This is a genomic window from Pseudoalteromonas sp. 19-MNA-CIBAN-0066, from assembly GCF_040308705.1.
GTDB lineage: Bacteria > Pseudomonadota > Gammaproteobacteria > Enterobacterales > Alteromonadaceae > Pseudoalteromonas > Pseudoalteromonas nigrifaciens.
This window is the reverse complement of the sequence record NZ_JBEONZ010000428.1, coordinates 1-235: the sequence shown is the minus strand read 5'-3', so window position 1 is coordinate 235 and position 235 is coordinate 1. Positions and strand designations below refer to the sequence as shown.

The following is a 235-nucleotide window of genomic DNA, read 5'->3' as shown; positions in this document are numbered from 1 at the left end:
GCTGGTGGCAGTGTATCTGAAAAATATGCTCCTATTGCTGCTGAAGCCGGCTGTATTGTAATCGATAATACATCGCACTTTAGAAATGATTTTGAAATACCTCTCGTGGTGCCAGAAGTTAATGCTTCAAGCCTAGCTGATTTTAGAAATCGTAATATTATTGCTAACCCTAACTGTTCAACTATTCAGATGATGTTAGCACTTAAACCAATTTATGATGCTTACGGAATAGACC

1 pseudogene is annotated in these 235 nt (G+C 37.9%); it reads left to right on the top strand.

Annotated features, from left to right (window positions below):
* Positions 1-235, top strand: a pseudogene (locus tag AAEZ18_RS19700) (aspartate-semialdehyde dehydrogenase); the annotation flags it as partial.